The sequence below is a fragment of the Stappia stellulata DSM 5886 genome (assembly GCF_000423705.1).
Classification (GTDB): Bacteria; Pseudomonadota; Alphaproteobacteria; order Rhizobiales; family Stappiaceae; genus Stappia; species Stappia stellulata.
The window spans coordinates 325,585-351,674 of the sequence record NZ_AUIM01000012.1 but is presented as its reverse complement, the minus strand read 5'-3'; the positions used below and the strand labels follow the sequence as shown (position 1 = coordinate 351,674).

General features: G+C 65.7%; 23 protein-coding genes. 9 read left to right on the top strand and 14 right to left on the bottom strand.

The window, feature by feature from the left end; all coding sequences use genetic code 11:
- The 5 genes from G572_RS0111345 to G572_RS0111325 all read right to left on the bottom strand — a co-directional run.
- A partial coding sequence (locus G572_RS0111345) for a methyl-accepting chemotaxis protein (RefSeq protein WP_029058582.1) occupies window positions 1–1,601 on the bottom strand: 1,601 nt, incomplete at its 3' end.
- Window positions 1,602–1,809: 208 nt separating this feature from the next.
- Window positions 1,810–2,499 carry a Crp/Fnr family transcriptional regulator gene (locus G572_RS0111340; protein WP_029058581.1) on the bottom strand — a complete coding sequence of 230 codons (690 nt, stop codon included), beginning with the start codon at window positions 2,497–2,499 and terminating at the stop codon, window positions 1,810–1,812.
- Between the two features lie 271 nt (window positions 2,500–2,770).
- Entirely contained in the window at window positions 2,771–3,577 is an 807-nt protein-coding gene (locus G572_RS0111335; RefSeq protein WP_029058580.1) for a ChbG/HpnK family deacetylase, read from the bottom strand.
- 72 nt (window positions 3,578–3,649) lie between these two features.
- The gene (locus G572_RS0111330) at window positions 3,650–5,164 is read right to left on the bottom strand and encodes a glycosyltransferase family 39 protein (RefSeq protein ID WP_037546561.1); all 1,515 of its coding nucleotides are present in this window, start codon (window positions 5,162–5,164) and stop codon (window positions 3,650–3,652) included.
- A 7-nt stretch (window positions 5,165–5,171) separates the two neighbouring features.
- Window positions 5,172–6,314 (bottom strand): glycosyltransferase family 2 protein, encoded by a 1,143-nt coding sequence (locus G572_RS0111325; protein ID WP_029058578.1) that lies wholly within the window; start codon window positions 6,312–6,314, stop codon window positions 5,172–5,174.
- 333 nt (window positions 6,315–6,647) lie between these two features.
- Between G572_RS0111325 and hisS the strand changes: the two genes are divergently transcribed.
- Genes hisS through G572_RS0111305 form a run of 4 tightly spaced genes read left to right on the top strand, consistent with a single transcriptional unit; the run spans window position 6,648 to window position 11,789 of the window.
- Window positions 6,648–8,201, top strand: coding sequence for a histidine--tRNA ligase (gene hisS / locus G572_RS0111320; protein WP_029058577.1), 1,554 nt, complete (start codon window positions 6,648–6,650; stop codon window positions 8,199–8,201).
- Window positions 8,198–9,316 carry an ATP phosphoribosyltransferase regulatory subunit gene (locus tag G572_RS0111315; protein WP_051242205.1) on the top strand — a complete coding sequence of 373 codons (1,119 nt, stop codon included), beginning with the start codon at window positions 8,198–8,200 and terminating at the stop codon, window positions 9,314–9,316. Before hisS ends, G572_RS0111315 begins: the two co-directional genes overlap by 4 nt.
- A gap of 7 nt (window positions 9,317–9,323) precedes the next feature.
- Window positions 9,324–10,298: an ATP phosphoribosyltransferase gene (gene hisG, locus G572_RS0111310; protein WP_029058575.1), complete on the top strand. Its 975-nt coding sequence runs from the start codon at window positions 9,324–9,326 to the stop codon at window positions 10,296–10,298.
- A 42-nt stretch (window positions 10,299–10,340) separates the two neighbouring features.
- On the top strand, window positions 10,341–11,789 hold the full coding sequence (locus G572_RS0111305; protein WP_029058574.1) for an amidase: 1,449 nt from the start codon (window positions 10,341–10,343) through the stop codon (window positions 11,787–11,789).
- Between the two features lie 207 nt (window positions 11,790–11,996).
- Here the strand turns inward: G572_RS0111305 and G572_RS0111300 are convergent, their stop codons facing one another.
- The 6 genes from G572_RS0111300 to G572_RS0111275 form a co-directional block, all read right to left on the bottom strand.
- Window positions 11,997–12,866, bottom strand: a complete 870-nt coding sequence (locus G572_RS0111300; protein ID WP_029058573.1) for an isocitrate lyase/PEP mutase family protein — start codon at window positions 12,864–12,866, stop codon at window positions 11,997–11,999.
- Between the two features lie 54 nt (window positions 12,867–12,920).
- A complete protein-coding gene (locus G572_RS0111295) occupies window positions 12,921–14,195 on the bottom strand; it encodes a TRAP transporter large permease (protein ID WP_029058572.1) in 1,275 nt (424 codons plus the stop codon).
- A 10-nt stretch (window positions 14,196–14,205) separates the two neighbouring features.
- A complete protein-coding gene (locus G572_RS0111290; protein ID WP_037546557.1) occupies window positions 14,206–14,709 on the bottom strand; it encodes a TRAP transporter small permease in 504 nt (167 codons plus the stop codon).
- A gap of 104 nt (window positions 14,710–14,813) precedes the next feature.
- Window positions 14,814–15,824 carry a TRAP transporter substrate-binding protein gene (locus G572_RS0111285; protein WP_029058570.1) on the bottom strand — a complete coding sequence of 337 codons (1,011 nt, stop codon included), beginning with the start codon at window positions 15,822–15,824 and terminating at the stop codon, window positions 14,814–14,816.
- A gap of 164 nt (window positions 15,825–15,988) precedes the next feature.
- A complete protein-coding gene (locus tag G572_RS0111280) occupies window positions 15,989–16,654 on the bottom strand; it encodes a DNA-3-methyladenine glycosylase I (RefSeq protein WP_029058569.1) in 666 nt (221 codons plus the stop codon).
- A 203-nt stretch (window positions 16,655–16,857) separates the two neighbouring features.
- Window positions 16,858–17,577 carry a protein phosphatase CheZ gene (locus G572_RS0111275; protein WP_029058568.1) on the bottom strand — a complete coding sequence of 240 codons (720 nt, stop codon included), beginning with the start codon at window positions 17,575–17,577 and terminating at the stop codon, window positions 16,858–16,860.
- Window positions 17,578–17,826: 249 nt separating this feature from the next.
- Here G572_RS0111275 and G572_RS0111270 point away from each other — a divergent pair, with 249 nt between their 5' ends.
- From G572_RS0111270 to G572_RS25475, 4 genes are all read left to right on the top strand, one after another.
- The gene (locus G572_RS0111270) at window positions 17,827–18,561 is read left to right on the top strand and encodes a DUF2927 domain-containing protein (RefSeq protein WP_208979089.1); all 735 of its coding nucleotides are present in this window, start codon (window positions 17,827–17,829) and stop codon (window positions 18,559–18,561) included.
- 242 nt (window positions 18,562–18,803) lie between these two features.
- A complete protein-coding gene (locus G572_RS0111265; RefSeq protein ID WP_029058566.1) occupies window positions 18,804–19,532 on the top strand; it encodes a L,D-transpeptidase in 729 nt (242 codons plus the stop codon).
- A gap of 162 nt (window positions 19,533–19,694) precedes the next feature.
- Window positions 19,695–20,369, top strand: coding sequence for a helix-turn-helix domain-containing protein (locus tag G572_RS25480; protein WP_029058565.1), 675 nt, complete (start codon window positions 19,695–19,697; stop codon window positions 20,367–20,369).
- 79 nt (window positions 20,370–20,448) lie between these two features.
- Window positions 20,449–20,940, top strand: coding sequence for a c-type cytochrome (locus tag G572_RS25475; protein ID WP_084650054.1), 492 nt, complete (start codon window positions 20,449–20,451; stop codon window positions 20,938–20,940).
- A 14-nt stretch (window positions 20,941–20,954) separates the two neighbouring features.
- On the opposite strand, the gene glcF is transcribed toward G572_RS25475, so the two are convergent.
- The gene (glcF, locus tag G572_RS0111250) at window positions 20,955–22,313 is read right to left on the bottom strand and encodes a glycolate oxidase subunit GlcF (RefSeq protein WP_029058564.1); all 1,359 of its coding nucleotides are present in this window, start codon (window positions 22,311–22,313) and stop codon (window positions 20,955–20,957) included.
- A gap of 145 nt (window positions 22,314–22,458) precedes the next feature.
- Between glcF and G572_RS0111245 the strand changes: the two genes are divergently transcribed.
- Window positions 22,459–23,097, top strand: a complete 639-nt coding sequence (locus G572_RS0111245; RefSeq protein WP_029058563.1) for a hypothetical protein — start codon at window positions 22,459–22,461, stop codon at window positions 23,095–23,097.
- A 109-nt stretch (window positions 23,098–23,206) separates the two neighbouring features.
- Here the strand turns inward: G572_RS0111245 and glcE are convergent, their stop codons facing one another.
- Window positions 23,207–24,418, bottom strand: coding sequence for a glycolate oxidase subunit GlcE (gene glcE, locus G572_RS0111240; RefSeq protein WP_029058562.1), 1,212 nt, complete (start codon window positions 24,416–24,418; stop codon window positions 23,207–23,209).
- A gap of 12 nt (window positions 24,419–24,430) precedes the next feature.
- A complete protein-coding gene (locus tag G572_RS0111235; protein ID WP_029058561.1) occupies window positions 24,431–25,927 on the bottom strand; it encodes an FAD-linked oxidase C-terminal domain-containing protein in 1,497 nt (498 codons plus the stop codon).
- Window positions 25,928–26,090: the final 163 nt, after the last annotated feature.

Sequence of the window (26,090 nt, the reverse complement as noted above, 5' to 3'; positions counted from 1 at the left end):
AGCGCCAGAAGGTTGGTCTGCTCGGCGATGTCGGTGATGAGTTTCACCACCTCGCCGATCTTGCTGGCCGCCTGGGCGAGGCCGGCGATCTTTTCGTTGGTGGCATGCGTGCCCTCGGTCGCCTGGGAGACGACCTGGGTGGTCTGGCCGACCTGGCGGGAGATCTCGGCGATGGAGGCGGAAAGCTCCTCGGCAGCACTTGCCACGGTCTGCACGCTGTCGGTCGCGGCCGAACTTGCATCGGCCGTCTCGCCGGCGCGTTCCGCGCTGTCCTGGGCGGAGGCGCTCAATTCGCGCGCCGTCTGGTCGAGACCTTGCGCCGTCTCGCTGACGGTGCCGATCAGCTGCTGTACCGTGCCACGGAAACCGGAAATCAGCTCTTCGGTGCGCGCCTGGCGGGCCATGCGGGCCTTTTCATCCTCACCCTGGATCGCTTCAAGACGCTGACGCTCGAGCGCATTTTCGCGGAAGGTCTCGACCGCTTCGCCCATCTCGCCGATCTCGTCCTTGCGGTCGCCAATTGCGACCTCGACCGAGGTGTCGCCGTCAGCGAGACGACGCATCACCTGCGTGAGCCCGGCAACCGGACGCGCCAGTGCGCCGGCGCCGTACCAGACCAGTCCCATCACCAGCACCAGAAGGACACCGGAAATCGCCAGCATCATGTTGCGCGCGGAGATCGCCCCGGCCACCATGGCGGAATAGGGCACATCGATCGCGACATACCAGACGTCGTCGACGCCCTTGAAGCTGACGGGGGTCAGGGCAACGAAGCGATCGCCGATGCGCTGCATGCGGTCGCCGGTCCCCGTCGCCGCCATCAGGTCGAGCAGCGTCGCATCCTGCACAGGCTTGCCGAGCTTGGAAGGGTCCGCATTGGCGACCCACAGATTGTCTCCGCCGACCAGCTTGACCTCACCCGCGCCGAACGGCTTTAGCGTCGACATCTTCTCGACGAGGCCGGCAAGCGAAAGATCCGAGGTCGTGATGCCGATGGCCTCTCCGTTCTCGCGCACGACCCAGCTGATCGTGGTCAGCAAGACCTCCTTGCCGTCGATCGGATAGGGGTAGGGAGGCGTGATCTGCGACCGGTTTTCGCGGATCGGCTTGTCGTACCAGCTCTCGGTGCCCGCTTCCTTGGTCATCACCAGTTTCTCGAACACGACCTTGCCGTCCGAGTAGTAGAAATAGGGAACGAAGCGGCCGTTTGCGTCGGAATATTTGTGGGTCTTGAAATCGGCGTCGCGCCCGTCGAGGCCGTTCGGCTCGAACGCCAACGTCATGCCGACCAGGCCAGGCGTGTTCTCGACAGTGCGGATCATCATGTCGCCAAGGGCGTCACGGTCGCGCATGTCGTTCTTGAGCAAGCCTTCCACACCGGCGGCGGCGGACTTTGCAACCGTGAGAGAGGCGCCGATCTCGCCGGAAACATCCGCGGAATAGGCATCGAGAAGCGTCCGCGCCTGCTCCATGGCCGTTTCTTCGGCAGAGTTGGACATTACGATGGAGCCGGTCAGGGTGACCCCGATCAGGGATGTGAAGAAAAGCGCACCTGCGCTGATCAGCAGCTTGTTTCGAATTGACAGGTCTGAAAACCGCATTCCCGAACTCCACACTTAACCCGATACACTGGTCACTAGGGAATAGCGGGAGTCGTATTACCGACAACTTAATGCACGCCAAGTGAACTTGGATTTATTTGAAAACTCCAATGGCGGCAGGAGAGAACGCCTGCGGACAAGGTAAATTATACATGCAAAAATAAAATTTATGCGGGCAACGATTACATCTGCAACCTGAATGGCCCAACTAAAGCGCCGAGGCCTGGCGCAGCCAGTCCGGGTTTTCCAGGCAGTAATATCCCGAAATGCGGCTGACGGTTCCGGCGCGTTTCCAATCGTTGAGGACGCGGCTGACGTTCTCCCGCGCCGCCCCGGCCATGTTGGCGATATCCGCCTGCGACAGTTTGTAGTGAATGAGCACGCGCCCGTTGTCGACGGGCTTTCCGAAGGTTTCGGCAAGTTGCAGCAGCGTCTGCGCGACACGGCCCGGCAGCGGCAGGAAGGAGCGTGCAGCGAGAACGTCATTCGCCTGACGAAGCCGGCTGCCGACAATCGACAGCATGTGCCGGTAGAGCGCCGGATTCTCGTCGGCGAACCGCTCGAAGCGATGTTTCTCGATAAAGGCGAGGCGCGTCGGCTTCAGTGCCGTCACATTGGCGGAGCGCGCCCGCCCGTCGAGCAGCGCAAGTTCCCCGACGATACTGCCCGGCCCCATCACCGCCAGAAGCTGTTCGTCGCCATCGACACTGACGATCGAGACCTTGAGCGAGCCTTCCAGGATCGCATAGCACCCGTTGCCCGGATCGCCGGCCTCGAACAGGATCGCGCCCGGCTTGACCGAAAACGGGCGTGCCAGCGCGGCCAGCCCGGACGCGAGCTCGCAATCCAGCCCCTCCATCGAGAAGCTGTTTTCCAGAAAAGACTTGAGTTCCACCATTCGCCTGCCCCGCTTGGCCGCACGTCACGTGCCTTGCAGCGCCAAAGGGCCTGCCCCGGCCAGCACGCTGCCCGTTTATCATAGCGCGCCACGGCCTTTGACAAAACGCATTGTGTGATCATCGTCACTGTTGCGGAAACGCGGTTGGCGCATTCTGCTTTCACAGGCCGCCGCTTCCCTGACCTCGCGGCGGTCCTTCCCAACGAAAATCCGGCTCCCCAATCCCCGCGGGGGGCCGGATTTCGCTCGTCGGGTCGCGGACCATTGCCGCTCAGTAGAGGAAGATGTCCTTTTCCACCAGAAGCAGCGGAAAGACCGGGCTCTTGAAGAACCCGGTCTGGACCTCGCGCACGCTCAAATCGGCGCGTGGCTCCAGCCGCCGCAATCGGTCGTCGGCCTCGCCGAGATGGCAAAACACCATCGTGCGGTCGTCCAGGCCGTTGAAGCCGTTGCGCAGGTGGGTTTCCTGCGCCTCAAGCGTGGCGAGCGGCGGAAAGGCCGGCCCCCGCTGCATGACGCGCAGCCTTGCGCGCGCGGCCTGACGGGCGAAACCGCGCGCGACCCGGCGCGCACGGGCGCCCTCCCCCGGCCAGGCCGGCGACACCAGCGCCGGCGCATGCTTGCGCAGGGCAACCGTCTTGATGACCGTGCGCGCGACCCGCGGGAGGGCAAGAAGGTCGTCGGCGACATGCAGGAAGTCAGGCGGACGCTGGTAGTATTCCTCGAAGCAGATGAGCTGGGCGTCGACCTCTTCCGCCAGATCCTCGGCCGGAAGCAAACGCAAGGGATCGCGCCAGCGCCACCAGCGCGGCGACGGGAAGGCATCGCCGAAGCGGGTGCGCCCGCGCACCGACACCGGCGCATGCGGACGGGTGAGCGCCAGTGTCAGACCGACAAGCGTGCGGTGGCGGGCGGCATCGACGGCATCGCGCAGCGGCAGATACTCGCGCGTCCACAGGTCGGAGGCGACGAGACAGCCCACAGCCGACAGCCGCCCCTCGACAATCAGGTCGCGCAGGGTCCGGTCAATGCCGAAGGCGAGGCCGTAGTCGGCCGATGTCATGAGAATGCGTTTCATCGCCCTATCCTATGCGCGGAACCGGCCCGCCTGCCAAGAGGGCCGTGCGCGCCCCGTCGCGAAAACGGCACGTCAGGGGAGCGGATAGACGGGATCGCGCGGGTCGCCGCGCGCGGCCGCCACCCGGTAGACCACAAGCTCTTCCAGCGCCACGCCCTTCACACGCCGGGTCAGCACGGCAACGCGGGTCGCCTCGCCGAACCGTTCACCGAGCGCCTCGGCTCCCGGATCGCGGCGCGCCTCAACGATGAAGAGCGCCGGGCGTTCCAGCGTCTCGGCACCGAGCGAGGGCTGCATGACATAGCGGATGCGCTCGGTGAGCTGCTCGACCGGAAGGATGCCGGAGAGATTGAAGGCAAGCTGCGCGTTGAGTCCGTAGCCATAGGTCGCGATCCAGGCCGCGCCCTCGTCTTCGGCAAGGGTCTTCACCTCCTCGCGGATCTCCCCCCAGCCGCGCGTTTGGAACGTCGGATCCTTGCGCGCGAGGCTGCCGGTCAGCGGCTGAACCGCATGCACATAGACAACGAGCGACACCGCGATGCCAAGCACCACGGCCCCCTTTGCAAGCAGACCGATGCCGCGCCGGAAAGCCGCCGGCGGATCGGCCACGACGACGCCCGCCAGAAGGGCGAGAGCTGGAAACAGAGGCGCCGGCCAGTTGCCCTGCACCCGCGAATGCAGCGAATGCAGCAGAAGGTAGAAAAAGAACGGCACGCAGGTCCAGATCATCAGGCCGAAGCCGGCATCGCCCCGCCGCGCGCCGGAAACCGCCCGCGCAAGACCGACGCCCGCCAGCACCGCGACCAGAGGATTGAGCAGGCCGATTACGGCGCCCAGAAACTCGAAGATGTACTTCGTGCTCCAGCCGTCGGGCACCGCGCGGCCGAACTGCTTGACGAATGACGCCCACTGGTGGTCGGCGTTCCAAAGCACCACCGGCGCGACGATGGCAAGCGCCAGCACGCCGCCGGCCCAAAGCTGCCAGCTGGACCACCAGCGCCGGGCGTCGGGCACCAGCACAAGCCACAGCACGATGCCGGCTCCAAGAAACAGGACCGAATATTTCGACGCAAGACCGAGGCCGGCGAAAAGCCCGACGGCAAGCCACCAGTTCGGGTTCCGGCCGGCATGAAGCTCGGCCAGCGCCCAGACGGTCAGGCCCCAGAAGAACACCGAGGGCGCGTCGGGCGTTGCCAGCAGACTGCCGATGCCGATCAGGAGCGAGGCGTTGAAGAAAAGCACCGCCCATCCGGCCGCGCGCGCACCAAAGAGCAGATATCCCGTGCGCCAGAGCGCTGCCGAGCCGGCAAGAGCGGAAAGAACCGGCAAAAGGCGAATGCCGAGCGCGTTATCTCCGGCGATCCACAGGCCCGCCGCGACCCACCAGCCGACCATCGGCGGGTGATCGTAGTAGCCGGCGGACGGGTTCAGACCCCAGAGCCGGTAATAGGCCTCGTCCTCGGCAAGGCCCGAATTGGCGGCAACGACAAGCTTCACGAGCGTGAGCGCCAGCACGACCAGCGCCAGCGTGGCCGGACGCAGCCAGACCGGCACGTCCGTTCCGGCGTCGCGGGACACGTGCGGCATCACCGCCTCAGGCCTTGCGCCAGGTCAGGACCGAGCTTGCGGCATAATTCCAAACCGCGCCCATCACCGCGCCGGCGGCACCCGCCACGCCGATGAGGATGCGGCCGGCGTCTTCCTGATAGATCAGCGAGGCGACGCCGACATTGGCGATCACGCCGAAGCCACAGACCACATAGAAGGTGAAGAGACCGCGCAGGGCGGCCCAGCCGTGCAGGCGGCGGTCGCGGTAGGTCAGGCGATTGTTGAGATAGAAATTCGTCGTCATGGCGACAAAGGTCGCGGCCGTCTGCGCGACCTGAAAATTCATCGCGAAGCCTTCGATCAGCGAGAACAGCGCCACCATGTGCACCACGACGCCGGAGGCCCCGACCATCATGAACATCAGGAAGCGCACGGACACGAGATCGCCAACCAGTTTCGACAAGATGAGCCCCAGAAAATCGAGCGCGACCAGTGTGTCGAGCTTGCTTTGACCGTGCAGCCTTTCGCGAAACACGAAAGGCAGTTCGACGATGCGCAAGGACCCGCGCGCGCTGGCGACGATGTCCAGCAGGATCTTGAAGCCTTGCGAGGACAGCTTCGGCGCGAGACGCTCGACCTCGGCGCGGCGGATCATGAAGAAACCGCTCATCGGATCCGACAGGTCGACATGCAGGAAGATGCGCGCCAGACGGTTCGCCAGGCCCGACCCCGACGCCCGCACCGCCGACAGGCCCTCGCCCACAGCCCCCCCTTCGACGTGACGGCTGGCGACGGCGAGATCCGCGCCGGGCTTTTCCGTCGTGCCGTCGCCGGAGAGCTTTTCCAGCATCTTCGGCAAGAGCGTCTCGTCATGCTGCAGGTCGGCATCCATCACCGCGACGAAGTCGGCGGAAGAGGCCAGCATGCCCTCGATGCAGGCGCCCGAAAGCCCGCGCCGGCCGACGCGGCGGATGACGCGGATGCGCGGATCGCGATTGGCAAGCTCCCGCGCCACCTGCGTCGTGCCGTCGGGGGAATTGTCGTCGACGACAATCGCCTCCCAGGCGATGCCGGCAAGGGTCGCATCGAGCCGCTCGATCAGGACAGGCAGGTTGTCGCGCTCGTTGAAGGTCGGCAGCACGACCGACAGACGCGGCGCGCTAGGACCGGGCGCAACCGCCTGCGGCATGGCGGCGGACGCGCCGGCGGATGCGTCGGCGTTCGGGGATTGCGAAAGCGATGCGCCGTCGACCGGCATGGGCACGTTTAACCTCAGTGAGAGAGACGCGACAGGCCATTGCCGGCGCTCTCGCCCGCAGGTCGCGTTTTCGCGCGGGACCATAGTCCGACCGTCCCCGAATGCAAGCGCGGAAGCAGGCGAGCGCCCGTCAGGGTTAAGTGCGGGACCTGCGCAAGGGGCGGCGATCCTTGCCCGAGACCGCCGTTTCGTCTAGGAAACCGGCAACCGGCCGCAGGTGCATACCCGTGGCCCCTTCCCGATTGAACGGACCTTCAAACGCCAATGGCCAAGACCAAACCGAACAAGCTCAAGGCGCGCCTGCCGCGCGGCTTCGTCGACCGCTCCGCCGCAGACATCCGCGCGACCGACGCGATGCTGGCAAAGATCCGCGGCGTCTACGAGGCTTATGGCTTCGATCCGGTGGAAACGCCGGCGTTCGAATACACCGATTGCCTCGGAAAATTCCTGCCCGACACCGACCGGCCGAACGCCGGCGTCTTCTCCGTGCAGGACGACGACGAGCAGTGGATGTCCTTGCGCTACGACCTGACGGCGCCGCTCGCCCGCCATGTGTCGGAGAACATCAACGAGATCCAGCTGCCGTTTCGCAGCTATCGCGCCGGCTGGGTGTTCCGCAACGAAAAGCCCGGTCCCGGGCGCTTCCGCCAGTTCATGCAGTTCGACGCCGATACGGTCGGCGCGCCGGGCGTCCAGGCGGACGCGGAAATGTGCATGATGATGGCCGACACGATGGAAGCCCTCGGCATTCCGCGCGGCCAGTACATCATCCGCGTCAACAACCGCAAGGTGCTCGACGGCGTGATGGCCGCCATCGGCCTGAGCGACGCGGAAGATGCAGAACGCCGGCTGACCGTGCTGCGCGCGATGGACAAATACGACAAGTTCGGCAGCGAGGGCGTGCGCCTGCTGCTTGGCGAGGGGCGCAAGGACGAAAGCGGCGACTTCACCAAGGGCGCGGGCCTGTCCTCCACCGCCCTCGAGGCGATTATCGAGATCCTGGAAGCCTCGGCCATCGACGACCTGATCGACGACCGCAACGACCTCACCTTCAAGACGGCCTCGCTTTCCAAGCTGGCCATCAACGAGGAATTCGTAGCGGGCTTCAGCGAACTCAAGCTGATTTCCGACCTCGTGACGTCGGCGGGCTACAATGCCGACCGGATTTCCGTCGACCCTTCCGTCGTGCGCGGTCTCGAGTATTACACCGGCCCGGTCTATGAGGCGGAGCTTCTGTTCGACGTCACCAACGAGAAGGGCGAGGTCGTGCAGTTCGGCTCCGTCGGCGGCGGCGGGCGCTACGACGGGCTGGTCAAGCGCTTCACCGGGCGCGACGTGCCGGCGACCGGCTTTTCCATCGGTGTCTCGCGGCTGATGAGCGCGCTGAAGAACCTCGGCAAGCTGAAAGCCGACGAAGTTCTCGCCCCGGTGCTTGTCACCGTGATGGACGGCGACACAGAAAGCCTCGCGCGCTACCAGACGATGACGCAAAGCTTGCGCGCCGCCGGCATCCGCGCGGAGATGTACCAGGGCAACTGGAAGAAGTTCGGCAACCAGCTCAAATACGCCGACCGGCGCGACTGCCCGCTCGCCATCATCCAGGGCGGCGACGAACGGGCCGAGGGCGTCGTCCAGATCAAGGACCTGATCGAGGGCAAGCGGCTGTCCGGCGAGATCGCCGACAATGTCACCTGGCGCGAAAGCCGTCCGGCACAGATCAGCGTGGCCGAGGCCGAACTGGTCGAGACGGTAAAACGCCTGCTCGCCGAACAGGCCGACGACCGCGCGAAAAGCGGCACGCCGGGGGAAAGCGCATGACGACCCTGCCCGACCCTTACGCGAAACTGCGCGGCCTGTTTCAGGCCGAAGGCTTTCCGGCCATGGAACCGGAGATCCTGCAACCGTCGCGGCTGTTCCTCGATCTCATCGGCGAGGACATTCGCGGGCGCATGTATCTCACCAGCGACCGCGCCGGCGAAGAACTTTGCCTGCGTCCCGACTATACGCTTCCCGTCTGTCGCGCGCATCTGGACGGCGGCGCGCCGGAAACACCGGCGCGTTATTCCTATTGCGGCAAAGTCTTTCGCCAGCGCCAGGACGGGGCGGGTGAGTTCATGCAGGCCGGCGTGGAGTGTCTGGGCCGCGCCGATCTGGAAGCCGCCGACGCCGACACGCTGGCGCTCTCGTTGTCCGCACTGGAGACGCTCGGCGTCACCGACGCGCGCATCCACATCGGCGACGAGGCGCTGTTTCGTGCCGTGCTTTCCGGTCTCAACCTGCCTGCGGTGTGGGAACGCCGTCTCGGCGACCTCTTCGGCGAACGCGACCGGCTGGACGCGGCGATCCGCGCCATGCGCGGCGGCGGCACCGAGACAGCGCGCGACGACGACACATCGGCGGCAGCGCTTGCGCGCGCGCTCGAGGGACTTGCCCCCGACACGGCCCAGTCGGCGGTCGCGGAGCTCTTGCGCCTCACCGGCCTCAAGCCGATTGCCGGGCGCAGCGCCAGCGACATCGCCGAACGGCTTCTGGAACAGGCCACCCTTGTCCGCCACGATCCCGAGACCGACCGCGCGGCCGATGTGCTCTCCCGTTATCTGGCGATTGCCGGCGACCCGCGTGCCTCGGTGAAGACCATCGAGGTCTTCGCCAAGGACAGCGGTCTCGACCTGTCGGCGGCGCTTTCCAGCTTCGCCGCGCGCCTCGACGCCATCTCGGCACACGGGATTCCCGACACATCGCTGACGTTTGCCGCCGATTTCGGCCGCCGGCTCGACTATTACACCGGCTTCGTGTTCGAGGTTCATTCCGCCTCGCGCAAGAAAGCAGGCCAGATCGTCGGCGGCGGACGCTACGACAGGCTGCTGGCGCTGCTCGGCGCCAAGGCTCATATTCCGGCCACGGGCTTTTCCATCTGGCTGGATCGCATTTGAGGGTCTCATGACGCCATTGACCATCGCCATTCCCTCCAAGGGACGGCTGCAGGACAACACGCACGATTTCTTCGCCCGCGCCGGCCTGCCGGTGCGCCAGCCCGGCGGCGCGCGCAATTATCGCGGCCGGCTTGGCCGCTTCGATGCGGCAGAGGTGGAAATCGCCTTTCTCTCGGCTTCCGAGATCGCCCGCGAACTGGCCAACGGCCAGGCGCATCTGGGCGTCACCGGGTTGGATCTGGTGCATGAGAGCATCGCCGACCCGGACGCGAGCGTGCACACCGTCACCCCGCTCGGCTTCGGCTTTGCGGATGTGGTCGTCGCCGTCCCCGATGCCTGGATCGACGTGGCGAGGATGGCGGATCTCGCCGACGTCGCGGCGCATTTTCGCGCCCGCAAGGGCGAGCGGCTGCGCGTCGCCACCAAATATGTGACGCTGACGCGCCAGTTCTTCGCCGAACACGGGATCTCCGATTACCGGATCGTGGAAAGCGCCGGCGCAACGGAAGGCGCACCGGCGGCCGGCACGGCGGAACTGATCGTCGACATCACCACCACCGGCTCGACGCTTGTCGCCAACAATCTGAAAATCCTCGACGACGGCGTCATCCTGAAGAGCCAGGCCAACCTCGTCGCCTCGCTGAGCGCGGGCTGGAGCGCGGAGCAACTGGCCTTTGCCCGCATCATCCTCGACCGGATCGCCGCCGAAGAGCGCGCCCGCGGGTTTCGCGAGATCCGCGCGCTGGTGGCGGCCCCCGAACTCACGGCGCGCGCCGCCGGCGACCAGTATGGCGCCATCGCGCCCTTCGGCACCCAGGTCGGCCAGCCCCTCCTCCTGCACTGCCCCGCCGCAAGCGCCGCCGATTGCGCGACGCTGCTGCGCGACCACGGCGCACCGCATGTGAGCGTCACCACGCTCGACTATGTGTTTGGCACCAGCAACCCGCTCTACGATCCGCTGGCGGAGAAAGTCGGCTCTTAAGCCCCTGGCTCCTCAAGGCACACGGGACGGGAGGCCCGCGCCATGACCGCAGACGAGATCACCGCCCTGTCGGCGCGCGCGCTGTCGCAAGCCATCCACGCAAGGCGCGTGTCGGCGCGCGAGGTGATGCAGGCAACGCTCGCACGCATCGACGCGCTCAATCCCGTACTCAACGCGATTGTGTCGCTGCGCGATACCGAGGCGCTTCTGGCCGAAGCCGACACGCTCGATGCCGAGCTGGCCGCCGGGCGCTCGCGCGGCTGGATGCACGGCATGCCGCAGGCGATCAAGGATCTCGCCATGACGGCGGGGCTGAGGACCACCATGGGCTCGCCGGTGTTTTCCCGGCAGGTGCCGGCGGAAGACAGTCTCCATGTGGCGCGCATGCGCTCAGCCGGCGCAATCGTGATCGGCAAGACAAATGTGCCGGAATTCGGTCTCGGCTCGCATACCACCAATCCGCTGTTCGGCCCGACGCTCAATCCCTATGACACCGCGCGCAGCGCCGGCGGCTCCAGCGGCGGAGCGGCGGCGGCAATCGCCGCACGGATCTTCGCCGTTGCCGACGGCAGCGACATGATGGGTTCCCTGCGCAATCCGGCCGCCTTCAACAACGTGATCGGCATGCGCCCGAGCTATGGCCGCGTGCCGTCCGGCCCTGCACCGGACCTCTTCATGGACACGATGGCGACCGACGGCCCGATGGCCCGCGATGTCGACGATCTCGCCATGCTGCTTTCCATTCAGGCCGGCTACGACCCCCGCGCACCGCAGTCGCTCGACGGCGACGGCAGCATCTTTGCCGGACCGCTTGCGCCAAGGGTCCAGGGCATCCGCATCGGCTCGCTGGACGATCTCGACGGATACCTGCCGTTCGAGGACGGGATTCTGGATCTCGTCGGCAACGGGCTGACGCGACTGGTCGAGCTGGGCGCGCAAGTGGAAGAGACCGGCCCGGGCTTTGCCCCGGAGCGCATCTGGCAATCCTGGTGCGACCTCAGAAGCTGGCGCGTGGCAGCGAAACTCGGTGCGCTCTACGATGCGCCGGCCACCCGCGACAAGCTGAAGCCCGCCGCGATCTGGGAAATCGAGCGCGGACGCGCACTGTCGCAGGCCGAGATCGAGGACGCGAGCGCCGCCCGCAGCGCCTGGTATCGCGCCGTGCTGCGGCTGTTCGAACGCTACGATTATCTGGTGGCACCGAGCGCGCAGCTGTTTCCCTTCGACGTCACGCTCGACTGGCCGAAGGACATCGGCGGACGCAGCATGGACACATATCATCGCTGGATGGAAACCGTGGTCGGGGTCAGCCTGCTGGGGCTGCCGGCCGTATCCGTTCCGGCCGGCTTCAATGCCGCGGGCCTCCCCACAGGCTTTCAGATCATCGGGCGCCCGCGCGACGACGTCGGCGTCTTGCAGGTCGCAAAAGCCTACGACCAGGCGACCGGATGGACGGCGAAGGCCCCGCCGATGGCCATTGGCGGCGGCTGAAGCGCACCTGAAAAGGAGGCCGCTCCGGGGGAGAGCGACCTCCAAAACGGGTGGCCGATCGGGGTGGACCGCCCGAAAAGCCGGATTCGGGTGGTTGACGGCGGATCGGGAACGGCCGTCGTCCTCCGGCTTTCAGAAAACATTACGCAAGGTGAAACGCAGCGGATCAGCCGGCGTGCGTTTCTTCCAGGATTGCGGCCCGGCCCGTCAATCACGCTTGTCGGCGTAGCGGCTTTCTTCAGCGTAATAGGCATCGAAACCGACGGCCTTGCGCAGATCCGCAAAAGGCAGAAGCGCGTCGTCGGGGTGACGTCCGGCCGCCATTTCGGCCAAAGCCGCCTGCATCGCCTTGATCGCGGTTGAAAGCAGCGTCAGCGGATAGGCCGCAAGCCGGTAGCCGATCCGTTCCAGTTCGGCATGCGGCAACATCGGCGTCGCGCCGCCTTCCACCAGATTGGCCATGTGCCAGCCGGGCACCTCGCGGCAGATCAATTCCATCTCGGCGACATCATGCGGGGCTTCGACGAAGAGGAGGTCGGCACCGGCTTGCCTGAACGCCCTCGCCCGCTCCAGCGCCTCGTCCAACCCGTGTCCGTGGCGCGCGTCCGTGCGGGCCAGAATGAGAATGTCGGAGCCTTCCTCGCGCGCGTCCACCGCCGCCTTGATACGGTCGACGGCCTCCTCGCGCGAGACGACAAGCTTCCCCTTGGTGTGGCCGCAGCGCTTGGGCGCAAGCTGGTCCTCGATCATGACCGCGGCGAAACCCGCCTGCGCATAGCCCTTGACCGTGCGCTTGACGTTGAGGGCGTTGCCATAGCCGGTGTCGCCGTCGCCGATGATCAGCGCAGAGGTCGCCGCACAGACGTTGCGGCCCTGGTCGACCATTTCGCCATAGGAAATCAGCCCCGTGTCCGGCGCACCGATGCGCGCGGCCGACACCGAGAAGCCCGACATGAAGGAGACGGGAAAGCCGGCATCGCCGATCAGCCTCGCGGACAGGCCGTCGAAGCAGCAGGGCATCACGGTCAGCGGGGTCGCGGCCAGATGGGCGCGCAGGCGCGCGGCGGGGGTTGTCATCGTCTTTGCCTTTCGTGGCGGGCGCGCCGGCAGATCCCGCGCGCCCGGACAGGATTACATCTTGAAGGGGATATAGAGCACCAGGTCGGTCCACCAGAAGATCAGCAAAACGCTGAACAGCATGATCGCCAGGAAGGGCCAGACGCCGGAGGACACCTCGCCCATGGTGGCCTTGCCGACCGCCTGGATAACATAGAGGTTGAGCCCGACCGGCGGGGTGATCAGCGCGCATTCGACCATGACGACGAAGAAGACGCCGAACCAGATCGGATCGATGCCGAGCGCGAAGAGCGCCCCCGACAGGACCGGCACCATGATCAGCATCATCGACAGCGCCTCCAGGAACAGGCCCATCACCAGAAGCACCAGCGCCACCAGAAGCACGAACATGCCGGCGGAGGAAATATGCTCCGACAGGAACATCGAGATGTCCTGCGGGATCCGGTAGAGCGTGATCGCCTTGCCGAAGACCTTGGCGCCGGCAACGATCAGCAGGATCGCGACCGTCGTCGTCATCGCCTCGGCGACCGCATCGCGCAACTTCGACCAGTCGAGCGTGCGCAGGATGACGCCGACGACGACAAGCGCGCCGATGAAACCGACGGCCGCAGCCTCCGTCGGCGTGAACAGGCCGGTGTAGATACCCACGATCACGAGGGCGGCCAGAACGACCGTCGGGAAGGCGCGGATCGCGGTCCGGCGACGCTCGTCCCAGCTCGACCTGGGGCTCGGCTGGTAATCGGACGCAAAGCTTGCATAAAGCACCGACCACCCGATGAAGAGCGCCATCAGCAAGAGCCCCGGACCGATGCCGGCCAGAAACAGCGAGATGATCGATTCCTCGGTGATCACACCGAAGACGATCATCGGGATCGAGGGCGGAATGAGAATGCCGAGCGTGCCGCCGGCGGCCAGAAGCCCGAGCACGAAGCGGCGCGGATAGCCGCGCTGGGTCATCTCCGGGATCGCGACGGTGCCGATTGTTGCGGCGGTGGCGACCGAGGAGCCGGAAATCGCCGCGAAGATGCCGCACGAAAGGATCGTGGCGACGGCCAGCCCGCCGGGCCAGTGCCCGACCCACGCCTGGACCGCGGCGAAGAGATCGCGCCCGACGCCGCCCTTCAAGAGCACGTTGGACATCAACAGGAACAGCGGCACGGCGACCAGCACGAAACTGTCGGCGGAAGACAGCAGGCCCTGGGGCACCATCAGCGGCGAGAAGCCGCCGACTGCAAGCAGGCCGAAACCGAGGCCGGTCAGCGCGAAGGCGACGGGGATACCGGCCAGAAGAAGCGCGAAGAGCGCCGCGAGAATGAGCAGGGATGTCATGTCGGCGGCCTCAGTGATCGATGCGCTGCGGCGCGGCGGTGTCGATGCCGTTGAGCGCAACCCGCACGGCCTCGGCGAGGGCCTGGAGGCCCAGCAGCGCGAAACAGGCGGGAATGGAGACCTGCGACCACCAGGCCGGCACGTCGAGCATCGAGCCGGTGGTGCGTCCGCGGGCGAAGGAATCGTAGGCGATGCCCGACCCGAAATAGACGACGACGCCCGACAGGGCGACGATGAAGGCAAGCACGAAGAGTTCCTGCGCCCGCCGCGCGCCCGGCGACAGGTTGTCGGTCAGAAGCGTGATCACGATGTGCTGGCGCCGGTGCAGCAACAGCGCGGCGCCACCGAACGTCGCCCAGATCAGGAACATGCGCGACAGCTCCTCCGCCCAGATGGTTGGGTCGCCGAGATAGCGCATGAAAACCTCGTATCCGAGCATCAATGCGATGAGGAAATAGCCCCAGCCCGCAATCAGGCCGGCAAAGCGCGAAGCGCTGTCGATGATCCGCAACATGAGTGAGTGGTCCGTCACAGGGGGCGGCCCGAGCGGACGCGCCGCCCCGGCAAGGAACCGGCCGAAGCGGCAACGCCGCTCCGGCACGGGACAGCCTGCTTTGCCTATTCGGCGAGCTTGCGCGCCGCGTCCAGCACCTGCTGACCGAGATCGCCGGCATCGGCGGCGAACTGGTCGTAGACCGGCTGGGCCGCCGCCTTCCAGGCCGTGACTTCCGCGTCGCTCAGCTCGTAGACGGCCATGCCGTTCTCCTCGGCCATTGCATAGGCTTCCGCCTCGATGGAGGCCATGCGGTCGCGCACATCCTGTTCCGCCTCGCGCGCCGCCTGGGTGATCCACGCGCGGTGCTGCTCGGGCAGGCCCTGCCAGAAGTCCTCGTTGACGACGACGATGAACTCGATGTCGGCGTTGTTGGTGACCGTGATCGTGTCCATCACCTCCCACAGGCGCCGGCTCTTCACGCCGGACACGCCGGTCATGCCGATATCCACCGTGCCGCGCTGATAGGCGATATACTGCTCGGAGCCGGAGATCAGCGTCGGCGCGCCGCCGGCGGCCTTGATCCACTCGCCGAGCGTCTTGCCGAAGACACGCACCTTCTTGCCTTCGATGTCGGCCGGTGTCTTCAGCGGCGCGTCCTTGGACAGAAGCACGACACCGCCATAGGCCTGCCACCACAACACGCGGCTGCCGGTGCCCAGGATCGCCTCGTCGAGCGGCGCGCGCACCGGGCTGTCCGGCGCAACGGCCTTGCGAACAAGCTCTTCGTTGTTCAGCAGGAACGGCATGTAGAACAAATCGACGGCCGGGACGTCGCCGACATAGCGGGTAAGCGATGCCACGCCCATCTCGATCGCGCCGGAGCCGACGGCCTGCGGGACTTCGCTGTCCTTGTAGAGCTGGGCGGAATCATAGATCTCGACGGAGACGTCGCCGTTCGACAGCGCCTCGACCTTCTCCTTGAAGAGGGCCACGTTCTGGCCGAGATGGCTCTTCATCGGCAGCTGCAGCGTGATGCGGAGCGTGGTCTCTTCCGCAAGGGCCGACGACATGAGCGATGCCATGCCAAGGCCGACGCCAACCGCCAGACCGGCAGCGATGCGCGCAAGTTTCATCGTGGAACCTCCCCTAGGGGCGCCTTGTTTTACAGCGCCTGTTGTTTGTTTTGCGGTCCGGCTCCAGACGCATGCCCCGGCGGGAGGCAAAGACGTCCTGACCGAATCCAGAGGTCAAAATAGCCGAATAAAAATCGCGAACGCAATGTTTTGGGCATTTCGTACTACAAACCGCCCCCGGGGAGACGACCCGGCCGTCGGAACGCATTTCGCTGCGCCTCAACCGTCGCGCGCATGCAGCAGCCCTCGAGATGGTCGTTGACGAGCCCCATGGCCTGCATGAAGGCATAGACCGTTGTCGGGCCGACAAAGCTCCAGCCCCGTTTCTTGAGATCCTTCGACAGCGCCCTGGACGTCGGTGTCTGCGCCAGGACCGAGAGACTGGCATGGTCGCAGCGTTCCGGACGGTCCTCGGGCCCGGGCTCGTGGCGCCAGAAATAGGCCGCGAGCGAGCCGAATTCGTCCCGCAACTCGCGGGCGCGCGCCGCATTGTTGATGGTGGAGACGATCTTGCCGCGATGGCGCACGATGCCTGCATCGCCAAGCAACCGGGCAATGTCGGCCTCCCCGAACTCCGCGACCCGGTCAACGTCGAACCCGGCGAAGGCTGAGCGGAAATTCTCGCGCTTGCGCAGGATCGTCAGCCACGACAGACCCGACTGAAAGCCCTCGAGGCAGACCTTCTCGAACAACCGGCGGTCATCGGCCATCGGCCGCCCCCACTCCGCGTCGTGATAGGCGAGATAATCCGGCTTGTTGCCATGCCACCAGCAGCGCACCAGCCCGTCCTCGCCGCGCAACAACCCCTTGCCCAGTTCCCCGTCGGTCATTCCGTCTCCGTCCGTTTCGGTTCAAATGCGCGGACCGCGCGGGCCTTACGAACGATCGCGCGCATCGACCCTCAAGAGTTCCCGTTTTGTTCATGCTAGACTCCAATGCCCGTGCAATCAAGCAAGGGCATTGGAGAGCTGCGTCGCGCTGTCGGAGCGGGGAAGCCTTTACCCAGCGCAACGTATTCGGTCTCGTGACGGGATCACGCGAAGAGCGCGTCGATGTCATCCTGGCTGGCAACGCCGGCATCGATATCGAGTGACGGGCCGTTGAGCAGCGCCGCGTCGCCTTCGACCTCCGGCCGGCTGTCCGGCTCGATCGACTTGAAGGTCTCGATCCCGCCCCAGATATCCATCATGCAGATGATGCGGTCCTCGATGAAGCGCAGCGTGTTGATGACCTTGGTGATGCGCTGACCGGTCAGATCCTGGAAGTTGCAGGATTCGAAGATCTGGACGACCTTCTCCTGGATGTCGCTGGCCAGCTCCGCGTCCTGACCCGAGAGGCGCGCGCTCAAGGTGTTCGCGGTCTCGTCGATAAACTCGGCTGCCGAGAGGATGCCTTCGGTTGCCCCTTCCGTTCCCATCACAACGGCATCGAGCTCGTTGGTGACGCGGGTCATGTCCTGGCTCTCGGATCCTGCCGTGTTGTGCAGGGTCGCGATCTCGCGTTTTGTCTTGGCAATGGCCTCATACATGGAGTCGAGTTCGGCCTTGAGCTTGAACGCTTCGCCAAGCTCCGACTTGAAGCTCTCGAGCATCGTCTGCCCGACCTCTTCGGTGGGGCGAATCAGGGCCTTGATCGATGCGATCTCGGCCATGAGTTCCTGATGCTGCTGACCGCTGGCTCCGTCGCCGAGGCGCGCGGCATCCGACTTGTGCAATAGGCTTTCGGCTCTGAAAGCTCTTCTTGTCGCCGTCATTGTTTTGTCCGTCTCCACATCTCGGGCCGGGCGCCACCGTGCATGGAAAACCTGTATAGACGACGAGGTTTAAGGAAATGTTCCCGCGCCTCGCACTTGCGCAATACCGCAGGCGACGCCGGACCGCCGCCGGCCACAAGCCTCGATCCGCGCACGGCGATTTCCCGTTCCGCTGCGCCGTTCCTTTTTGTATGGTCTCAAGCGACGATGATCGCCGATCATCGCGTGACCCGGAGCCGGAAACAGCCCTTGCGCATCGTCAGAACCGCCGTGTCGGTCCTCATTGTCAGCCTGTTCCTGGGCCTGTCGGCGCCGGTCGTGCGGACCGAAGCGGCCTCCTATACGTTCTCGACCGAGGAACTGATCGGCGGCTTCATGAAAACGGTCTTCGGGCTGGAGTACCGGTCGTGGAGCTGGCAACCCTATCTGGTCAAGAAATACGTCGGCCCGGTGCGCTTCTATGTCCACAATCTGGCGCGGCGCGACCGCAAGCCCGTCGCCTACCGGTTCATCGGGACGCTGGGGCGCAGCGTGCGCGGCCTGGCAACGACAATCGTGTCGCGGCCCGAGGACGCAAACTTTCACATCTATATCGTCGACCGCAGCCAGTACGGCGATGTGGTGCGCAACCGGATCTACAACGATCCGCGCGCCGATGTTCCGGGCCGCTGTCTCGTAAGGGTCGTGTCCGACAGCAGCGGCATCTCGCAGTCGGCCGCCGTGATCGTCTCGGACGAGGGCGACTTTCTGTTTCGCCGCTGCCTGGTCGAAGAGGTTCTGCAGGGCCTGGGACCGATGAACGACGATCCCGCCCTTGCCCATTCGGTCTTCAACGACCGCTCGCGCCACAGCCGGTTCACCTCCTTCGACAAATACATCCTCAACATGCTCTACCACCGGCGCATCCGCCCCGGGATGCGCCCCGCCCAGGTCGAGCCGCTGCTGCCCTCCATCGTCCGCGAGATCCGGCCGCTGGTGAACTGAGGGGTTAACGGCAGCGCGCGCCTCACCGGCGGTCTTCAGATTTCGTTGACCACGTCTGGAAACCGCGCGCTAACCACGCGGACAAAAAGCCCCTTCGAACCGCACCCTGATTCACGATTGCTGTTTTCGCCGGCCCTATCCTTGCGGCACGCGCGGGCCCCGCCGGTCTTGTTCGACCGGGTTCGACAGGGGGGTCACACATGCGCGCCCCGTGTCCCGGCGAAGAGGTTGCAAGTACGTCGATGCACCGATCCAGAATAGTCCTGATGGCGCTGGCGCTTGCCTGCGCCCCGTTCGTCTCATCCGCGCAAGCGGATTTCCGAAGCGGCGCCGGCGCGCCGCCGCTTCTCCTCAGTCCCGACCTTACCGAGCCCTGGGTGTTGCAGCTTCAGCCGAACCGCCGCGCGATGCGGCCGGCGGTGACGAGCCGCCCCCTGCCCCGCCAAGGGCGCCAGGTCCGGCGAGGCACCGTGCGGGCCTCGGCTCCGACGGTCGCCACTCCGCGCCGCGCGGCGAAACGCAGCATCGATCCCCGCTTCCTGCCGACAACGGTCGCCTGGGACGGGCGGCAAAAGCCCGGCACGATCGTTATCGACACGCGCGAGCGCTATCTCTATCTCGTCGAAAAGGGCGGCTTTGCCCGCCGCTACGGCGTCGGCGTCGGCAGACCGGGCTTCGAATGGGCCGGCACCCATACCGTGTCGCGCAAGGCGGAGTGGCCGGACTGGCGTCCTCCCGCGGCAATGCGCAAGCGGCAGCCGAACCTGCCAAGCTTCGTTCCCGGCGGACCGAGCAACCCGCTCGGCGCGCGCGCGCTGTATCTCGGGTCCACGCTCTACCGCATCCACGGTTCGAACGAGCCCTGGACCATCGGCCGGGCCGTCTCCTCGGGCTGCATCCGCATGCGCAATGAGGATGTGACCGACCTCTACAACCGCGTGCCGGTCGGCGCCCGGGTCAAGGTCATCTAGGACTTCGACGCGCAAATGTCCGGACCGCCCCCGCTCTGCAGGCGGCCCATTAAAGCGAGCCAGACGCGTCGCGCGTCTGGCGATTTGCACCCTTGTAAAAAACCCCTATAGTCGCTCGACGCCAATCGCAGTTGGCAGCTTTACGCCATTATCGGGGAGCCTATGGCGACGCATGGGGCAGAACGCGATCGGCAGGCGTCCACGCCTGTCACGATCGAAACGAATCCGCTCGCGGCCGACGACGTCCGCGCAGCCCTGCAGCGTCTGCTGGCGGTGCCGGCTCTGGCACGCGCCCCGAAAATCAGCCGTCTGCTCGTCTATCTCGTCGAGGCGCATCTCGACGCGGACCCCGACGCCCTGAGCGAGGCGGTCGTGGCGGAGGCCGTCTTCGACCAGCATGACAATTTCAATCCGCGGTCGAACCCGATCGTGCGCGTGAATGCTTCCCGGCTGCGCAATGTGCTTCGCAAGCACTTCGCCGGCGCGGGCGCGGGCGAGCCGGTGCACATCCATCTGGCCAGGATCGGCTATGCGCTTGAGATCCACCGTCGCCCCCCCGCAGTCGCCGTCGATGCAACCGCCCCCCTTCCGCACCCTGCAAACGAGACAGCTTCGGTCCCGGCCCCTCCCGAAGCGCCTCGCGCCGCGCCGACGCCCGCCGTCCGCGCGACGACATTCGACCGTCTAAAGCAAAAGCTCCGCGCACCCGTGTCGCTGGGCGTCGTCATCGCACTCCTGATTGCGGTTTCCATGCTGAGCGTTGCCTACACCCACCTGGTGCACTCAACAATGACCTCCTCCGGCGAGATGTCGTCCATCGCGTCGGCCACCCCTTGAGAAACTGACTGAATTCACGCAATCTTCCGTTACGTCACTTGCATGGAGTTCCCCATCAACCCATGGAGTTCTGCGAAGAATGCGATTTTCTCCCTTTTCGACCTGCCGAATGCGGCCGGCGCGCCTTGGCGCCTGCGTCATTGCAACGACAGTCATTCTCGCGACCGTGACCGCGGTTGCCCACCAGGGTGCCACCGGCATCGTCAAGGAGCGAATGGAGACGATGTCGGCGATTGCCAGGGAACTGAAGACGCTCGCCGCCATGGTGAAGTCCAACGAGGTCGACGGCACGGCCGCAAAGGAAATCGGCGCGCGGGTCGCAGAGGACGCGCGAAGGGTTCCCGATCAGTTCCCCGAAGGCAGCCTGTCGGACGTGAGCGAGGCCCGAGACACAATCTGGACGGATTTCGCCGATTTCGAAGACAAGTCCGCAGACCTTGCGACCGCGGCCGCCGCGCTGGCCGAGCGCGACGCGGCAAGCCTCGACCGCACAGCGCTGGCGCAAGCGCTGAAGCGGATGGGCCGGACCTGCAAGTCCTGCCATGAAAGCTACCGGCTCAAGAAGAACTGAGGCGACCGTCCGCGCTATCCGGCCGCCTCCATCACGCGCCGCTCCGTGCGGCCGGCGAGAGGCGTCTCGGCAAGCGGTTCGGGAACCGGCCCGCCATAGACCCAGTCAAGCAATTCAACCGTGTGCACCACGGGAAGCGCGGTTCCACCGCCGATCTGCGTCATGCAGCCGATGTTTCCCGTTGCGATCAGGTCGGGTGCCGTCGCCTCGATGTTGGCCACCTTGCGATCGCGCAGCCGGCGGGCCAGATCCGGCTGAAGGATGTTGTAGGTGCCGGCGGAGCCGCAACACAAATGACCTTCGGGAACATCCTTCACCGCAAATCCGGCGGCTTTCAGGAGCTCTTTCGGCTGGCGCGTGATCTTTTGCCCGTGCTGCATTGAACAGGCCGAGTGATAGGCGACCGTGAGAGCGGGTATCCGTTCCGGCTCGCCGAGCGAAAGCGTCGCCAGATACTCGGTGATGTCCATGGCAAGCGACGACACGCGCGCGGCCTTGTCGGCATAGGCCGGATCTTCGCGCAGCATGAAACCGTAGTCCTTCACCGTGGTGCCGCACCCCGACGCCGTGATCAGGATCGCGTCCAGTCCGCCCGCCTCGATCTCCGCCGTCCAGGCATCGACGTTGCGCCGTGCATCGGCGAGCGCGCGCTCCTCCTTGCCCATGTGATGGACGAGCGCGCCGCAGCAGCCCTCGCCCTTCGGCAGCACCACCTCAACTCCTTTTCGCGTCAGCAGCCGGATGGTTGCGTCGTTGATATGCGGGGCAAGCACCGGCTGGGCGCAGCCGGACAGTAACGCGACGCGCCCGGCACGGGCCGGCGTTTTTGCGGGAAATGTCGCCGGACCTTCCATGGTCGAGCGTACCGGCGCGCGGGCCGGCGCCAGTTCCAGCATCGCGCCCATCTGCTTCAGCGGACCGCCGCCTGCCTTCAACGCGCCGGCGAAGGGACGGGCGAAGAACGCCGCGATCAACGACAGACGGAACCGGCCGGGCTTCGGCAGTACGAAAGCGAGCAGCTCGCGCAGCGCCCGGTCGGCCAGCGGCCGGCGGTAGGTCTGCTCGATATGCGCGCGGGCATGGTCGACCAGATGCATGTAGTGCACCCCCGAGGGACAGGTCGTCATGCAGGACAGGCACGACAGGCAGCGGTCGATGTGTTTCACCGTGCGCGCGTCCGCCGGACGGTCGTTTTCCAGCATCTCCTTGATCAGGTAGATGCGCCCGCGCGGGCTGTCGAGTTCGTCGCCCAGAAGCGCGAATGTCGGGCAGGTGGCCGTGCAGAAGCCGCAATGCACGCATTTGCGCAGGATTTTCTCGGATTCCGCGACATGCGGATCGGCCAGCTGGTGAATCGAGAAATTCGTCTGCATCCGACCCGGTTCCTTTTCCATCGGCGATTGCGGCGTCCCGTCGAACATGAACGCCAGATTGAGACCTGCGTCACAGTGCGTTCAGCCGGCTTGCCCTAAAGCTTCTTCCCAAGGCGAGGCACACACACGCCTTGGAGTTTTCAAAATGAACACGACACAGAAGATCCTGATCGCATCCACGCTCTTCGTTTCGCTCGCAACCGCGGCCTCCGCCAAGGACTGGATCGAAACCGTGAAACTGACCAGGGACGGCATCGATGCCGTCCCGATCGAAGTCTCCGCCAACGCCGGCGGCTACACCAAGATCAAGAGCGCCAGCCACCGGTTCCTGCTGAAGCTCCATGCCCGCGCGACCAGCGGCGAACGTATCGTCGCGATGAAGGTCGGCGCCTTCAAGGGCGTGCGCTACTTCGAAAGCGACGGCGGGCTCTGGAGCAAGTCCTTCGCCAATCGCGATGTCGGGTCGGGCACCAGGCGCACCGTCAGCATCAATGCCAACCCGGTGGTCCCGACGGCCAGGATCGCCTGGCAGGGTCCGTCGCCGAAACAGGCCTGCGAGGCCAACCTCGCCAAGCAAAGGGCCAAGGGCATGCGCAAGTCCGCCGTGCTCGCCAAGACCTGGAGCATCAACGCGCGTGCCTATTTCGAACTCGACGCGGTCGCCGCGCGCAAGAACAAGGCGAAGAACAACAAGTGGTCGATCAAGAACACCACCAATCAGCGCGACGGCATGACCTATACGGTTCCGGTCAAATGCAACGCCGGGCTGAAGAAGAACTCCTAGCGCCCGGCGCGCGATCCGCGCCAACGCGTTCTCCCACCCCGTTCCGGAGCGAGCGCCCTGCGCCGTCCGGAACGGCCGTGACGAAAGCACCGCCAGCGGCGTCATGCCGTCACGGCCCCATCCGTCCGGGGTTGAGAACCCCATGCGGATCAAACTGCGCCTTGATGCGCGCGGACAGGGCCGCAAGCCCCGCCGGTTGCGGCTGGAACACGTCGACGGAGGCGCGCACCGGCGCGGGCGCGCGCACCAGCATCGCATGCCCGCCGCCGACGTCGGCAACGAACGCGCGCACCGCGTCTGCCTGCGGATCCGCTCCAGGAAGCGCCAGCCAGACCAGGCCGCCCGACCAGTCGCAATAGGCACGGCAGGCAAACGCCGCCTGCATCCGCACGATGAAGTCCGCACCCGCCGTCGGCGCGACGGATATCCGCCAGACCGGTTCGTCCGTTTCAAAAAACGCCCGGCAATCGCGCACGTCGCGCCAGAGCGCGCGCGAGGCCTCCGCCTCGAGACGCGACACCGTCCCGTTGCCCTGCAGCAGGGCCTTGAGCGCGGCGAAGCGATAGTCGACGGAGGTGGCAAAGCCTTCCAGGCGCAGAAGCGTCGCGGGCCCGCCCAGCGCATGGCCGTGCGACATCAAAACGGCGGCGATGTCGGCCGGAAGATGGGCAGCGGCGGACACCTCCGCGGACGACCCCATCGCCGCGGTCATCGCCTCAGTCGCCGCGCTGGCGTTCAATCCCGAAAGGACGAAAGTCGCTTCCGTTTCCGCCGTCGGCTGGACCTTCAGCGTGATCCGGGTTGCGACCGCAAGCGTTCCCCAGGAGCCCGTCAGCGTGCGCGGCAGATCGTAGCCGGTCACGTTCTTGACGACACGGCCGCCGGACTTGAAGATCTCGCCCCGGCCCGAAACCGCTTCCATGCCAAGGATATGATCGCGGGCGGCGCCGAATTTCAGCCGCTTGGAGCCGGCGAGATTGGCGCCGATCATGCCGCCCACGGTTCCCGCGCCCGGGGTCTGGCCGAGCAGCGGTCCATAGTCGAGAGGATCGAAGGCAAGCTCCTGGTTGTGTTCCGCAAGCGCCGCCTCGATCTCGGCGAGCGGCGTGCCGGCAAGCGCCGAAATCACCAGTTCGGCCGGCTCGTAAAGCACAATGCCGGAGAGCGCCGAGAGATCCAGCGCATGGGCCGCCTGAACCGGTCGCCCGAGCGCACGCTTGGATCCGGTCCCGAGAATTTCCAGCGGCTGCTCTTCGGCCGCCGCCCATTGCACGGCATCGCGAACCTCTTCCGCACTGCGCGGTGACAGTCTGTCTGACATCGAATGAAACCCTCAGAAACGGGGAATGTCGGGAAACGGCAATTGCCCCTTGTGCACATGCATGCGGCCAAGCTCGGCGCAGCGGTGCAACACGGGGAAGACCTTTCCCGGATTGAGCAATTGCTTGGGATCGAAAGCGCATTTGACCCGCTGCTGCTGCTTCAGGTCGTCCTCGGTGAACATTTCCGGCATCAGGTCGCGTTTCTCGATCCCAACGCCATGCTCACCGGTGAGGACACCGTCGAACTCCACGCAGAGCTTGAGGATATCCGCGCCGAAGGCCTCGGCCGCCTCAAGCTGCCCCGGCTCGTTGGCATCGTAGAGAATGAGCGGATGCAGGTTGCCGTCACCGGCATGGAAGACGTTGGCGCAACGCAGCCCGTGGGTCTCGCCGAGCGCGCGCATGCGGGTCAGGACGTCCGGCAGGGCCTTGCGCGGAATGGTGCCGTCCATGCACAGGTAATCGGGCGAGATGCGCCCGACCGCCGGAAAGGCCGCCTTGCGCCCGGCCCAGAAGGTGTTGCGTTCCTCCTCGCTGGTGGACACCCTGAGCGAACTGGCCTTGTTGCGCCGGGCAATCGCCTCGATCTCTCCCAGCAGGTAATCGACTTCGGCCTCCGGCCCGTCGAGTTCGACGATCAAGAGCGCACCGGCGTCGCGCGGATATCCCGCGTTGACGAAATCCTCCGCCGCGTTGATCGCCAGTTCATCCATCATCTCCATTCCGCCGGGAATGATGCCGGCGGCGATGATGTCTGCGACGCATTGCCCGCCGTCCTCGCTTGTGGGAAAGCCGATCAGCGCGGCACGTGCGGTTTCCGGCTTTTGCAGGATGCGCACGGTAACCTCGGTGACGACGCCGAGAAGTCCTTCCGAGCCGGTCATCAGGGCCAGAATGTCATAGCCCTCGGCATCGAGATGCTTGCCGCCGAGGCGGATCACCTCTCCGGTCACGAGCACCATTTCCAGCCCGAGAACATTGTTGGTTGTCAGACCGTACTTCAGGCAGTGCACGCCGCCGGAGTTTTCCGCGATGTTGCCGCCGATCGAACAGGCGATCTGCGAGGACGGATCCGGCGCATAATAAAAGCCAAGGTGTTCCACCGCGCGGGTGATGCCCAGGTTGGTGACACCGGGCTGCACCACGGCGGCCCGGTTGGCGGGATCGATGTCGAGCACCCGGTTGAACTTCATCATGGAGAGAAGCACGCCATCGCCAACCGGCAGCGCCCCACCCGACAGCGAAGTCCCCGCGCCGCGCGGCACGACCTTGACGCTGTTTTCATGGCAATAGCGCAGCACGGCGGAGACCTGTTCCACGGTCTCGGGCAGAACGACGACCAGCGGAAGCTGCCGGTAGGCCGTCAGCGCATCGCTTTCATAGGCGCGCATCTCCACGGCGGCATCGATCACCCCCTCGCCCGGAACCAGTCGCTTGAGAGCGGCCACGATCTCGCCCCGCCGCTCGAGAACGTCGCCGTCGGGCCTGGGCATGACTATCCCGCTCATCGAGCGATCCTCCCTGATTTGCATTTGCTGCGACGAAAACAAATCCGCCCGCATTTTGTGCGCGTACAGACACAATAGAGCACAGTATGGACATTTGCCGGGCCGCGTCGAGCACGTGTGCGTCCACGAATTTGGCAGACGGAACGGCATCCATAAATCGTTG

Excerpts from the sequence above, each read along its gene's own strand:
- G572_RS0111290 (WP_037546557.1), bottom strand. The coding sequence starts at position 14,709 with ATGTTGCGGATCATCGACAGCGCTTCGCGCTTTGCCGGCCTGATTGCG.
- G572_RS0111300 (WP_029058573.1), bottom strand. The coding sequence starts at position 12,866 with ATGACAACCCCCGCCGCGCGCCTGCGCGCCCATCTGGCCGCGACCCCG.
- G572_RS25475 (WP_084650054.1), top strand. The coding sequence starts at position 20,449 with ATGCGATTTTCTCCCTTTTCGACCTGCCGAATGCGGCCGGCGCGCCTT.
- G572_RS0111245 (WP_029058563.1), top strand. The coding sequence starts at position 22,459 with ATGAACACGACACAGAAGATCCTGATCGCATCCACGCTCTTCGTTTCG.
- G572_RS0111265 (WP_029058566.1), top strand. The coding sequence starts at position 18,804 with ATGCACCGATCCAGAATAGTCCTGATGGCGCTGGCGCTTGCCTGCGCC.
- G572_RS0111315 (WP_051242205.1), top strand. The coding sequence starts at position 8,198 with ATGACGACCCTGCCCGACCCTTACGCGAAACTGCGCGGCCTGTTTCAG.
- G572_RS0111285 (WP_029058570.1), bottom strand. The coding sequence starts at position 15,824 with ATGAAACTTGCGCGCATCGCTGCCGGTCTGGCGGTTGGCGTCGGCCTT.
- hisS (WP_029058577.1), top strand. The coding sequence starts at position 6,648 with ATGGCCAAGACCAAACCGAACAAGCTCAAGGCGCGCCTGCCGCGCGGC.
- G572_RS25480 (WP_029058565.1), top strand. The coding sequence starts at position 19,695 with ATGGCGACGCATGGGGCAGAACGCGATCGGCAGGCGTCCACGCCTGTC.
- G572_RS0111295 (WP_029058572.1), bottom strand. The coding sequence starts at position 14,195 with ATGACATCCCTGCTCATTCTCGCGGCGCTCTTCGCGCTTCTTCTGGCC.
- G572_RS0111280 (WP_029058569.1), bottom strand. The coding sequence starts at position 16,654 with ATGACCGACGGGGAACTGGGCAAGGGGTTGTTGCGCGGCGAGGACGGG.
- hisG (WP_029058575.1), top strand. The coding sequence starts at position 9,324 with ATGACGCCATTGACCATCGCCATTCCCTCCAAGGGACGGCTGCAGGAC.
- G572_RS0111340 (WP_029058581.1), bottom strand. The coding sequence starts at position 2,499 with ATGGTGGAACTCAAGTCTTTTCTGGAAAACAGCTTCTCGATGGAGGGG.
- G572_RS0111235 (WP_029058561.1), bottom strand. The coding sequence starts at position 25,927 with ATGAGCGGGATAGTCATGCCCAGGCCCGACGGCGACGTTCTCGAGCGG.
- G572_RS0111275 (WP_029058568.1), bottom strand. The coding sequence starts at position 17,577 with ATGACGGCGACAAGAAGAGCTTTCAGAGCCGAAAGCCTATTGCACAAG.
- G572_RS0111305 (WP_029058574.1), top strand. The coding sequence starts at position 10,341 with ATGACCGCAGACGAGATCACCGCCCTGTCGGCGCGCGCGCTGTCGCAA.
- G572_RS0111330 (WP_037546561.1), bottom strand. The coding sequence starts at position 5,164 with ATGCCGCACGTGTCCCGCGACGCCGGAACGGACGTGCCGGTCTGGCTG.
- G572_RS0111335 (WP_029058580.1), bottom strand. The coding sequence starts at position 3,577 with ATGAAACGCATTCTCATGACATCGGCCGACTACGGCCTCGCCTTCGGC.
- G572_RS0111325 (WP_029058578.1), bottom strand. The coding sequence starts at position 6,314 with ATGCCGCAGGCGGTTGCGCCCGGTCCTAGCGCGCCGCGTCTGTCGGTC.
- glcE (WP_029058562.1), bottom strand. The coding sequence starts at position 24,418 with ATGTCAGACAGACTGTCACCGCGCAGTGCGGAAGAGGTTCGCGATGCC.
- glcF (WP_029058564.1), bottom strand. The coding sequence starts at position 22,313 with ATGCAGACGAATTTCTCGATTCACCAGCTGGCCGATCCGCATGTCGCG.